Origin of the sequence: Micromonospora sp. L31 (assembly GCF_052068075.1) — a bacterium.
Classification (GTDB): Bacteria; Actinomycetota; Actinomycetes; order Mycobacteriales; family Micromonosporaceae; genus Micromonospora; species Micromonospora purpureochromogenes.
The window spans coordinates 850,750-862,353 of sequence record NZ_JBQHDC010000001.1; the positions used below are offsets into that span (position 1 = coordinate 850,750).

The following is an 11,604-nucleotide window of genomic DNA, read 5'->3' on the forward strand; positions in this document are numbered from 1 at the left end:
GTCTCCTCAAGCGAAGGCGGGTTCGGGGCGGGCGTCGTCGTCCCGGCCGCCGGGCGGGCGGCCGAGCGCGGGGTCGGCGGCGCCCCGGGCGGCGTGCCGGGCGAGCAGCGTCCAGTTGGTGACGGCGAGGGCGCCGAGCAACAGGCTGAAGCCGACCAGGGAGGCGAGCATCATCCCGGCGTCCACCCCGGAGACGGCCTGCCCGGTGGGGAGCAGCCCGTACGCCACCCAGGGCTGGCGGCCGACCTCGCGGGCGATCCAGCCCAGGATCACCGCGACGAAGGGCAGCGGCAGGGCGAACAGGATCAGCCAGAGCGGGAAGCGCAGCCGGATGACCCAGTCCCGCCAGAGCAGCGGCAGCAGCAACCAGACGCAGCCGATCGTGAAGCCGATCAGGATCATGAAGCCGAGCCCCACGTTGGAGAGCACCGGCGGGCTGTAGTCGCCGGGGCCGAACCGGGCGGTCCACTCGGCGACCAGGGCGTCGGCCTCCGGTCCGCCACCGAACTTGGTGGGCTGCACCTGCGCGACCGGGCCGAACTGGGCGAAGCCGAAGCCCTGCACCAGGGTCACCGCGACCGCGGCGGTGACCAGCCCGATCCGCAGCGAGGTGCGGAACAGCGCGAAGTCCGGCGTCCGGCGGATCAGGTGCCAGGCGCTGACCGCGGCCATCAGCACCCCGCCGGTGAGCAGCGCGGCGGCGACCACGTGCCCGAACGCCATGCCGAGGGACGGGTTGGTCAGCAGCGCGGTGAAGTCGGTGAGGTGGGCGACGCCGTCGCGCAGTTCGTAGCCGACCGGGTTCTGCAACCAGGAGTTGGCCACCATGATCCAGAAGGCGGACGCGTACGCGGTCAGCGCGACGCCCCAGAGCAACGCGAGGTGCACCCCGCGACGCAGCCGGTGCCAACCGAAGATCCACATGCCGAGGAACGTGGACTCCAGGAAGAACGCCACCAGCGTCTCGATCGCCAGCGGCGCCCCGAAGACGTTGCCGACGTAGCGCGACAGGCCGCTCCAGTTCAGCCCGAACTGGAACTCCATCACGATGCCGGTGGCGATGCCGAGCACGTAGTTGATCACGTAGAGCTGACCCCAGAAGCGGGTCAGGCGCTCCCAGGCCGGGTTGCCGGTGAGGAGCCAGGCCGTCTGCAAGCCCACCAGCAGCGTGACCAGGCCGAGGGTGACCACCACGAAGAGGAAGTGGATCGAGGTGGTGGTGGCGAACTGCAGGCGCGCGAGGAGCAGGGTGTCCATGACCGCTCTCCAGGGTTGGCTCGCTTGTCGTAGCGATCCTACACGTAGTTTCTCTACGCATATCTACTACGCACTGTCGTAGAAGATGCTACGACAGTGCGTAGTAGATATGCTGCTGAGCTGGCCCCGAAGATGTGGCTCGATCGCCATCACGGTCGGTGGGCGCGCGAAGATCCGGCTCTGCTGGCGGTTGAACGTCCGGCTCGGCCGGGGAGGGAGGCCCGGGTCAGCTGAGGAAGAGGGAGACCGGCAGCGCGACCAGGGTGGTCGCCACCGCCAGCGCGGCGGCCCCGATCAGGCGGGGCGGGCGGTCGGCCACCATCAGCCGCTGCACCCGGGCATCCAGGTCGCGGTCGCCCATGCCCAGCGCCCCGGCCGGGGTGATCCGGTCCCCGCAGGCCGCGAAGCGGCGCAGCGCGCCCGCCAGCGGCGCCTCGGCGTGCAGTTCGCGGGCCTTGTCGTCGGCGCGCATCTCGACCAGCAGGGCGACCCGCTCGTGCGCGTCGCGTACCCAGCGGAACCAGGGCAGCGCGCGGCAGAGCGCGGTGAACGGCAGCAGCACCAGGTCGTGCCGCTCCTGGGCGTGCGCCCGCTCGTGGGTGAGCACCGCCGCCAGTTCGGCCCGGTCGAGCAGGCTCAACGTGCCGGCGCTGACCACCACGCGGGGCTTCACCCCGGGCAGGCAGTACGCCGCCGCGCTCGGGTGGTCCAGCACCAGCGCGCCGGGCACGGTGGGATCCCGGCGGGCGACCAGGGTGAGCAGGTCCCGGTGGCGGCGCTGCGCGCGGACGCTGGCGTGGATGCTGCGGACGGTCGTGGTGAGCAGGACGGCGCCGATGCCGAAGCCGACGCCGACCAGCCCGAGGTGCACGGTGCCCAGCCCGGCCGGGAGCGTGCCGTGGCTCAGGTCGGTGGCCAGGGCGAGCAGGGCGCTGCCGGTCGGCCGGTCGTACGGGGCCAGGCCGAGCGCCATCGGCAGGCCCATCGCGGAGAGGCCGAGCGCCAGCCCGACCGCCTGCCAGCAGACGATCGCGACCCGGGGGGCGCGCCACGTCCAGGTGGACCCGGCGAGGACCTGCGCGGTCAGGTAGCAGGCCAGCATCGACGCGGCGAAGTGCACGGCGAAGGCCACGGCTGTCGCCCCTACCTGTCCGTGGCCTCGTCGGCCAGCCTGGACCGGCCGGCCCGTGGGTCCTCGACCCGGTCGGTCAGCCCGGCCTCGGCGCCCAGCGCCGCGCGGAGCACGTCCGCCTCCGTCCCGGTGACCGAGCGCGCGAAGCGGACCAGCGCCGCGTCCCGGCTGCCGCCGAGGTCCAGCGCGTCGAGCATGAGCTGGGCGATGTACGCCTCGCGGCTGGCCGCGGCCCGGTACCGCCAGGCCCGCCCCTCCCGCTCGCGCTGCACCATGCCCTTGCCGGCGAGCCGGTCCAGCACGGTCATCACCGTGGTGTACGCCAGCTCACGGCCGTCGAGAGCGTCGGCGACCTCGCGCACGGTCACTCCGTCCGACGTGGCGGGGACCGAGTCCCACAGCACGTCCATCACCGCACGTTCGAGATCACCCAGCCGAGTCACCCCGTAATCCTACCCCCCGTAGTAGAACCCTCCCAGGGCAGGAGTCGCGAGCTGAACATTCCCCGCGGGCCCGGCAGGCCGAGGTTTTCGGGGGAGCCCCACCCGCGCAGGGATCAAGCCTGACCGCCCGGAGCGGGTGGGGCTCCCCCGAAAACCCCACCCGGACCCGCGATCACACCCCCTTGGGGTGCCAGACCGTCTTCGTCTCCAGCAGCGTGGTCATCCGGGTGATGCCCGGGTCGGCGGTCCAGTCGTGGCCCGCCGGGGCGGGACGCAGCACCCGCTTGAGGTTCTGCGCCGCCTTGACCTCCAGCTCCGCCGCCAGCTCGGCGTCGGTCACGCCGCTCAGGTCGAGGGCGTTGACGTCCATGTGCGCGGCCAGCGTCGGCACCGTCTCGGTGATCTTCCCGGTGAGCAGGTTGACCACCCCGCCGGGCAGGTCGGAGGTGGCCAGCACCTCGGCCAGGGTCACCGCCGCGAGGGGCTGCGTCGGCGAGGTCGCCACCACCACCGTGTTGCCGGTGACGATCGCCGGGGCGATCACGCTGACCAGGCCGAGCAGCGCCGGCGACTCGGGGGCCACCACGGCCACCACGCCGGTCGGCTCGGGCGCGGACAGGTTGAAGTACGGGCCGGCGACCGGGTTGGCCCCGCCGTACACCTGGGGGAGCTTGTCGGACCAGCCGGCGTACCAGACCCAGCGGTCGACCGCCGCGTACACCTCCTCGTCGCTGACACCCAAGGCGCCGAACTGCTCGCGCCGGCCCTCCAGCATCTCGGCGACCCGGTAGAGGATCTGACCCCGGTTGTACGCGGTCGCCCCGGCCCATCCCTTCACCGCGGCGCGGGCGGCGAGCACCGCGTCCCGGGCGTCCTTCCGAGACGCCAATGACACGTTCGCGTCCTGCACGAGATACGACCGCCCCGACTCGCTGCGTGGGAACTTCCCGCCGATGAAGAGCTTGTACGTCTTGCGTACCGCGACCCGCTCAGACATTGAGGTAGCCCTCCAGCCCGTGCCGGCCGCCCTCGCGACCGTAGCCCGACTCCTTGTAGCCGCCGAACGGCGAGGTGGGGTCGAACTTGTTGAACGTGTTGGCCCAGACCACGCCGGCGCGGAGCCGGTCGGCCATCCAGAGGATCCGGGAACCCTTGTCGGTCCAGATCCCGGCCGACAGCCCGTACGGCGTGTTGTTGGCCTTCTCGACGGCCTCGGCCGGGGTGCGGAAGGTCAGCACCGACAGCACCGGCCCGAAGATCTCCTCGCGGGCGATCCGGTGCGCCTGGGTGACCCCGGTGAAGATGGTCGGCGCGAACCAGAAGCCCCGCTCGGGCAGCTCGCACGGCGGCGACCAGCGCTCGGCACCCTCGGCCGACCCGGCGTCGGAGAGCTCGCGGATCCGCTCCAGCTGGGCGGCGGAGTTGATCGCGCCGATGTCGGTGTTCTTGTCCAGCGGGTCGCCGACGCGCAACTGGGCCATCCGGCGCTTGAGCGACTCCAGCACCCGGTCGGCGACGTTCTCCTGGATCAGCAGCCGGGAGCCGGCGCAGCAGACGTGCCCCTGGTTGAAGAAGATGCCGTTGACGATCCCCTCGACCGCCTGGTCGACCGGGGCGTCGTCGAAGACGATGTTGGCGGCCTTGCCACCCAGCTCCAGGGTGAGCTTCTTGCGGGTGCCGGCGACCGAGCGGGCGATCGCCCGGCCGACCTCGGTCGAGCCGGTGAAGGCCACCTTGTCCACGCCGGCGTGCTCGACCAGCGCCCGGCCGGTCTCGCCGGCGCCGGTGACGATGTTGACCACGCCGGCCGGCAGCTCGGCCTGCTGGCAGATCTCGGCGAAGAGCAGCGCGGTCAGCGGGGTGGTCTCGGCCGGCTTGAGCACCACCGTGTTGCCGGCGGCCAGCGCCGGGGCGATCTTCCAGGCCAGCATCAGCAGCGGGAAGTTCCACGGAATGACCTGCGCCGCGACGCCGACCGGCTTCGGGTCCGGCCCGAAGCCGGCGTACGGGAGCTTGTCGGCCCAGCCGGCGTAGTAGAAGAAGTGCGCGGCGACCAGGGGCAGGTCGACGTCGCGGGACTCCTTGATCGGCTTGCCGTTGTCCAGCGACTCCAGCACGGCCAGCTCGCGGGAGCGCTCCTGGATGATCCGGGCGATCCGGTACAGGTACTTGGCCCGGTCGCGGCCCGGCATCGGGCCCCAGACCTTCTCGTACGCGGCCCGGGCGGCGCGGACCGCGCGGTCCACGTCCTGCGCGCCGGCCTCGGCGACCTCGGCGAGGACCTCCTCGGAGGCCGGGTTGATCGACTTGAAGGTGCCGCCGTCGGTCGGGTCGACGAACTCGCCGTCGACGAAGAGCCCGTAGGAGGCTTTCAGGTCCACCACCGAGCGGGACTCGGAAGCGGGAGCGTATTCGAACATCACTCTCAGTCCAGGGTGAAGTAGTCGGGACCGGAGTAGACGCCGGTCGTCAGCTTGGTGCGCTGCATGAGCAGGTCGTTCAGCAGGCTGGAGGCGCCGAAGCGGAACCAGTCCGGGTCGAGCCAGTCCGCGCCGACGGTCTCGTTGACCATGACCAGGTACTTGATGGCGTCCTTGGTGGTCTTGATGCCGCCCGCCGGCTTCACGCCGACCTGCCGCCCGGTGGCGGCGCGGAAGTCGCGGACCGCCTCCAGCATCACCAGCGTCACCGGGAGGGTGGCCGCGATCGGGACCTTGCCGGTGGAGGTCTTGATGAAGTCGCCGCCGGCCAGCATGGCCAGCCAGGAGGCCCGCCGCACGTTGTCGTAGGTGGCCAGCTCGCCGGTCTCCAGGATGACCTTGAGGTGGGCGTCCCCGCAGGCTTCCTTGGTGGCCACGATCTCGTCGTAGACCTCCTTGTAGCGCCCGGCCAGGAACGCGCCCCGGTTGATCACCATGTCGATCTCGTCGGCGCCGGCCTCGACGGCCGCCCGGGTGTCGGCGAGCTTGATCTCCAGCGGCGCCTGGCCCGAGGGGAAGGCGGTCGCCACGCTGGCCAGGTGCACGCCGGATCCGCGCAGCACCTCGGCCACGTGCGGGACCATCGCCGGGTAGACGCAGACCGCGCCGACGTGCGGGCAGGTCGGGTCGGCCGGGTCGGGGCGCAGCGCCTTGGCCGCGAGCGCCCGCACCTTGCCGGGGGTGTCCGCGCCTTCCAGGGTGGTCAGGTCGACCATCCGGATGGCCAGGTCGATCGCCTGGGCCTTGGCGGTGGTCTTGATGGAGCGGGTGCCGAGCTGTGCCGCCCGCTGCTCCGCGCCGACCTGGTCCACGCCGGGCAGGCCGTGCAGGAAGGTCCGCAGAGCGGTCTCGGATCGTCCCAGCTCGGAGAGGTCCGACCGGGCCGACGTCGCTGTCGCCGTCATGCCCCGAATACTACGCATCCTGGGGGGCAGTGATCATGGTCACGCCGGCCCTGCCGGCGCCGCCGCACGTGAGCGGGGTCGCTGGTCACCCCGCACCCGCAGTGCGGGCGCGGGCGGACCGGTAGGTTGAGCGATCGTGGACGTACACGTCATTGACCACCCGCTCGCCCAGTCCCGGCTGACCGCCATGCGGGACGCCCGCACCGACTCGTCGTCGTTCCGGGCCGCGCTGCACGAACTCACCACCATGCTGGTGTACGAGGCCGCGCGCACCTTCCCGGTCGAGAGGTACCCGGTGCAGACCCCGGTCACCGGCACCGAGGGCACCCGGCTGGCCAACCCGCCGCTGCTGGTGCCGGTGCTGCGGGCCGGTCTGGGCATGGCCGACGCCGCGCTCGGCCTGCTGCCGGAGTCCTCGATGGGCTTCGTCGGCCTGGCCCGCGACGAGCAGACGTACGAGCCGCGCGCGTACATGGAGTCGCTGCCGCGCGACCTGACCGGCCTGCCGGTGCTGGTGCTCGACCCGATGCTGGCCACCGGCGGCTCGCTGGAGCACTGCTGCCGGCTGCTCGCCGACCGGGGCTGCACCGACATCACCGTGCTCTGCGTGCTCGCCGCACCGGTCGGCATCGCCCGGCTGGAGCAGTCCGGCCTGCCGTTGCGCCTGGTCACCGCGGCGATCGACGCGGGGCTCAACGACAACATGTTCATCGTGCCGGGGCTCGGCGACGCCGGCGACCGACAGTTCGGCGGCATGCCCCGGTTCTGAGCCGGTCACGGTCCCGGGACGGATCTCGGCGGGTCGGCGCGCGGGTGAGCGCGCAACCGCTACCGTCTCGGGCCATGACTGGTGTTGCGCTCGCCGAAGAGCTGCTGCTGCTGGCGTACGACGACGAGACGGGCCGGGCGACCATGCCCCGGATCAGCCTCGACCTGGGGATGGCCGCCGCCGTCCTGGTCGAGCTCGCCCTGGCCGGGCGGATCGCGTACGCCGACGGGTCCCTGACGGTGACCGACCCGACGCCGGTCGGCGAGCCGATCATCGACGGGGTGCTCGGCCGGATGGCGGCCGACACCCCGCACAGCCCGTCCTCCTGGGTGCAGCGGCTGCGGCACGGCCTGCGCGACCGGATCCTCGGTGACCTGGTCGCCCGGGGCGTGGTCCGGGACGTCGAGGAGACCGAGCTGGGCTTCATCGTGGTGCACCGCTACCCGGTGGCGGACGCCTCGGTGGAGAACGACAGCCGGCGGCGGCTGGCCGAGGCGCTCGCCGGCGGGCAGCTGCCCGACGAGCGGACCGCCGCGCTGGCCACCCTGGTCGCGGTGCTGCGGATGGAGCCGGCGCTCGGCCTGAGCGGCGACGCCGCCGTCGACGCCCGCCGCCGGCTGGAGGAGATCGCCGGTAGCGCCGGCTTCTCCGGCAACGTCAGCCTCGACGACTCCGTCGTCCGCCCCTCCGTCGGCCTGGTCGTCGCCGCCCTCGCCCAGGCCGTAGACCAGGCCCTCGGCAAGCGCCCCTGACCCCCGCCCCGCCCAGCCGGCGTTGATCATGAAGTTGGTGGTGCCGGAAAACGCTCTCCTCGCCGCCAACTTCATGATCAACGGTTGGTCCGGGGGCTAGAGGTTGAGGGCCGTTGCGATCTCGGTGCGGAGGGTGGTTACCGCAGTGTGGGCGCGGGTGCGGGCCGCGGGGACGTCGCCGTCGACGACGGCCTCGACCACCTCCAGGTACGCCTTGAGCTTCGGCTCGGTGCCCGAGGGGCGGATCACGACCCGGGCGGCGTCGGTGCGCAGGATCACCACGTCGGAGGCGGGGAGCAGGTCCTCCGCCTCGCTGACCGGCTGCCCGAGCAGGGTGGTTGGGGTGGCCGCCCGGATCCGGGCCATCGCGGTGGCGATCTCCCGCAGGTCGTCGACCCGTACCGAGAGCTGGTCGGTGTGGTGCACGCCGAACTCGGCGGCCAGCTCGTCCAGCCGGTCGGTCAGCGTCCGGCCCTGCGCCTTGAGGCCGGCGGCCAGCTCGGCGACGGTCAGCGCGGCGGTGATGCCGTCCTTGTCACGGACGTGCTCCGGGGCGACGCAGTAGCCCAGCGCCTCCTCGTACCCGAAGACCAGCGGGTGCGCCCCGCCACCGGCCCGGACGATCCACTTGAACCCGGTCAGCGTCTCGTCGTACGGCAGGCCCCGCGCCGCGCACATCGCCCGCAGCAGCGACGACGAGACGATCGTGGTGGCGTACAGGCCGGTGACGCCGCGCCGCATCAGGTGGTCGGCGAGCAGGGCGCCCACCTCGTCGCCGCGCAGCATCCGCCAGCCCGTCCCACCGTCGCGGACGACCACCGCGCACCGGTCCGCGTCGGGGTCGTTGGCGATCGCGATGTCGGCGCCGGTCGAGTCGGCGAGCGCGACGAGGCGGTCCACCGCGCCCGGCTCCTCGGGGTTGGGGAAGTTCACGGTCGGGAAGGCCGGGTCCGGCTCGGCCTGCTCCGGTACCACTCCGGGCACCGGGAAGCCGGCGCGGGCGAAGGCGGCGGTCAGCACCGCCGCGCCGACCCCGTGCAGCGGCGTGTACGCCACGGCCAGGTCGCGCGGGCCGTCCGGCGCGACGACCTCGGCGGCCCGCTGGACGTACGACGCCACCAGGTCGTCGCCGAGCACCTGACCGGCCGGGCCGAGCGGCACCTCGGCCAGCGGGCCGACCGCCCGGATGGCCGACTCGATCCCCGCGTCGGCCGGCGGCACGATCTGCGCCCCGGCGCCGAGCGCCCCACCGAGCTGGGCCCCCAGGTAGACCTTGTAGCCGTTGTCCTGCGGCGGGTTGTGGCTGGCGGTGACCATCACCCCGGCGACCGCGTCGAGGTGCCGGACCGCGTACGCCAGCACCGGGGTGGGCAGCGGCCGGGGCAGCAGCAGCGCCGGCCGGCCCGCGCCGGTGGCCACCTGGGCGGTGCGCTCGGCGAACTCCCGCGAACCGTGCCGGGCGTCGTACCCGATCACCAGCGGACCCTCGCCGCCCTGGGCGGCGAGCCAGCCGACCAGCCCGGCCGCGGCCTGGGTGACCACGGCGAGGTTCATGCCGTTGGGGCCGGCGCGCAGCGGGCCGCGCAGCCCGGCGGTGCCGAAGGTCAGCGGCCCGGCGAACCGGTCGGCCAGCTCCGGCGCGCTCGCCGGCAGCCGGTCGAGCACCGCCCGGAGCTCGTCCCGGCTGGCCGGGTCGGGATCGTCGTCGAGCCAACGCCGGGCCCGGTCGCGAATGTCGTCAAGGTCAGTGGTTTCCGCCGCCATTGCCTATGGATAGCACGGCGGCGGATCACCACGCCCCGGTGGCCTCGACTCAGCTGGCCGCCGTGAGCTGGAACGACTTCACCATCTCGTCGAAGATCGGCTTGCTCTCGGCGAACGTGGCATCGGTGGCGGAGAGGTAGAACGAGTACATCTTCCCGTCGCTGAGCACGCCCCGCCACACGCCGTGGCGCTTGGCGTCGCCCTCGCCGCAGGTGTACTCGAACTGGACACCCGGCTTGCCGGCGGTGTCCTGCTCGTCCATGGCGACCTGCTCGTAGGGGTCCCCGCAGCTGGTGCTCCTGGTCTGCAGGAAGTTCTGGGCGCTCTCCGCCCACCGGGTCGGGGTGCCCTTCCACTTCTCGGCGAGGATGCGGACCTTGCGGCCGTCGTCCTGCGGGTCCACGTAGTCGACGTAGGAGCCGCCGGTCGCCTTCTTCCAGCCCTTGGGCACCATCACCCGCACGCCCCTGGCGTTGTGCTCCTGCATCTCGGGCAGCTCGCCGCCGGCCGCGGGCGCGCTGGGCTGGACCTGCGTCGGCGTACCGGGCTCCTCGTCGCCGCCGTTGAACATCGCGATCATGCCGACCAGCAGCACCACCGCCAGGCTGCCGGCCGCCGCGAGCTGGAGCTTGCGGGGCCAGCCCTGCACCGTGGCGACCAGCTTGCCGCCGGTGCCCCGGACCTTGTCGAGCGCCCCACCGCCGGTGGCCCCGGCCGGCGCGGTGGTCGGTGAGGTCCACGGCTGGCCGGTGCCCGGCACCGACCACTGGCCCCCGCCGTACACCGGCTGGGTCGCGTCGGGGTGGCCGCCGATCCGCTGGGTGGCGTCGGAGCGCCCACCGCCGATCCGCTGGGTCGTGTCCGGGTGCCCGGTGCTGAACCGCTGGGTGGCCTCCGGCGCCCCGCCGTACGTGGTGCCCGGCGGGCGGCCCGCCGACGGCATCGCACCGGTCGGGGTGTGCAGCGGGCCGGCCAGCGCGTCCGCGCTGGTGTCGTCGAGCCCGGCGGCGGACGCGGCCGGGCTCGGCCGCTCACCCCGGCGCAGCGCGGCCAGCCGGTCGGTCAGCGACTCGTCGGGAGCCAGCATGGCCCGGCCGCCGATCTGCCCGCTGGGCTTCGGCTCCGGCTCGGCCGCCGGGGGCGGCGTCGACGGGCGCTGCACCGGGACCACCGCGTACGGGTCGGTGACCGAGTTGACCGCGGTGGCGGTGCTGGTCAGCGGCCCGGCGAGCAGCTCGCGGAGCATCGCCCGGGCGGTGTGCACGTCCAGGCGGCGGCCCGGGTCCTTCTCCAGCAGGCCCATCAGGACCCGGGTCAGCGGCCCGCTGCGCTGCGGCGTGGCCGGCGGGTCCTCGACCACGGCGTGCATGGTCTCGATCGGGTCGCCCTTGTCGAACGGCGGCCGGCCCTCCACGGCGGTGTAGAGCGTCACGCCGAGGGAGAACAGGTCGCTCGGCGGGCCGAACTCCTGGCCCATGGCCCGCTCGGGGGAGATGAAGTGCGGCGAGCCGAGCACCATCCCCGGGGTGGTGAGCTGGACGTCGGTGGGCATCCGGGCAACCCCGAAGTCGGTCAGCACGCAGCGGCCGTCGGTGCAGATCAGCACGTTGGCCGGCTTCACGTCGCGGTGCAGCACACCGTTGGCGTGCGCCACCTCCAGCGCGCCGAGCAGCGCGATGCCGATCTTGGCGACGGCGCGGGGCGCGACCGGCCCGTCCTCGATCACCATGTCGGCGAGGCTGCGCGCGTCCAGCAGCTCCATCACGATCCACGGCCGGCCACCCTCGGTGACCACGTCGTACACCTGGACCACGGCCGGGTGCTGGATGGCCGCGGCGGCGCGGGCCTCGCGCAGGGTGCGCTCGTACATCGAGTCACGGTCGCTGGGGGCCAGCCCCGGGGGCAGGACGACCTCCTTGACCGCCACGTCGCGCCGCAGCAGCGTGTCGGTGGCACGCCAGACCGTGCCCATGCCGCCGTTGCCCACCGCGGACCGCAGCGAGTAGCGGCCACCGATGATCGTGCCGGGTGCCGCGCGTCCGTTGGGAGGACTGACCGGTCCGCCGCTCCACGTTGGGATCTGAGTCACAGAAAAGCCACCG

The 11,604-nt window shown here is 73.2% G+C and carries 10 protein-coding genes; 2 read left to right on the plus strand and 8 right to left on the minus strand.

The genetic code is table 11. The features are described from left to right. Positions 1–6: 6 nt before the first annotated feature. The 6 genes from ACTMS9_RS04205 to deoC form a co-directional block, all read right to left on the minus strand. Complete coding sequence (locus tag ACTMS9_RS04205) at positions 7–1,257, minus strand: cytochrome ubiquinol oxidase subunit I (RefSeq protein ID WP_441164167.1); 1,251 nt, start codon at positions 1,255–1,257, stop codon at positions 7–9. Positions 1,258–1,483: 226 nt separating this feature from the next. Then, positions 1,484–2,389 (minus strand): M56 family metallopeptidase, encoded by a 906-nt coding sequence (locus tag ACTMS9_RS04210; protein WP_441147330.1) that lies wholly within the window; start codon positions 2,387–2,389, stop codon positions 1,484–1,486. Positions 2,390–2,400: 11 nt separating this feature from the next. After that, on the minus strand, positions 2,401–2,832 hold the full coding sequence (locus ACTMS9_RS04215; RefSeq protein WP_441147328.1) for a BlaI/MecI/CopY family transcriptional regulator: 432 nt from the start codon (positions 2,830–2,832) through the stop codon (positions 2,401–2,403). Positions 2,833–3,004: 172 nt separating this feature from the next. Beyond that, entirely contained in the window at positions 3,005–3,829 is an 825-nt protein-coding gene (locus ACTMS9_RS04220; protein ID WP_441147326.1) for an aldehyde dehydrogenase family protein, read from the minus strand. Next, a complete protein-coding gene (locus ACTMS9_RS04225) occupies positions 3,822–5,252 on the minus strand; it encodes an aldehyde dehydrogenase family protein (RefSeq protein WP_441164168.1) in 1,431 nt (476 codons plus the stop codon). Before ACTMS9_RS04225 ends, ACTMS9_RS04220 begins: the two co-directional genes overlap by 8 nt. A gap of 5 nt (positions 5,253–5,257) precedes the next feature. Continuing rightward, the gene (deoC, locus tag ACTMS9_RS04230; RefSeq protein ID WP_441147322.1) at positions 5,258–6,217 is read right to left on the minus strand and encodes a deoxyribose-phosphate aldolase; all 960 of its coding nucleotides are present in this window, start codon (positions 6,215–6,217) and stop codon (positions 5,258–5,260) included. A gap of 136 nt (positions 6,218–6,353) precedes the next feature. Here deoC and upp point away from each other — a divergent pair, with 136 nt between their 5' ends. After that, the gene (gene upp / locus ACTMS9_RS04235) at positions 6,354–6,986 is read left to right on the plus strand and encodes a uracil phosphoribosyltransferase (RefSeq protein WP_441147320.1); all 633 of its coding nucleotides are present in this window, start codon (positions 6,354–6,356) and stop codon (positions 6,984–6,986) included. A gap of 74 nt (positions 6,987–7,060) precedes the next feature. Continuing rightward, a complete protein-coding gene (locus tag ACTMS9_RS04240) occupies positions 7,061–7,738 on the plus strand; it encodes a GOLPH3/VPS74 family protein (RefSeq protein WP_441164169.1) in 678 nt (225 codons plus the stop codon). A gap of 96 nt (positions 7,739–7,834) precedes the next feature. Here the strand turns inward: ACTMS9_RS04240 and ACTMS9_RS04245 are convergent, their stop codons facing one another. Both ACTMS9_RS04245 and ACTMS9_RS04250 read right to left on the minus strand, forming a co-directional pair. Next, positions 7,835–9,502, minus strand: coding sequence for a phospho-sugar mutase (locus tag ACTMS9_RS04245; RefSeq protein WP_441164170.1), 1,668 nt, complete (start codon positions 9,500–9,502; stop codon positions 7,835–7,837). A gap of 49 nt (positions 9,503–9,551) precedes the next feature. Further along, entirely contained in the window at positions 9,552–11,591 is a 2,040-nt protein-coding gene (locus ACTMS9_RS04250) for a protein kinase domain-containing protein (RefSeq protein WP_441164171.1), read from the minus strand. Positions 11,592–11,604 lie beyond the last annotated feature (13 nt).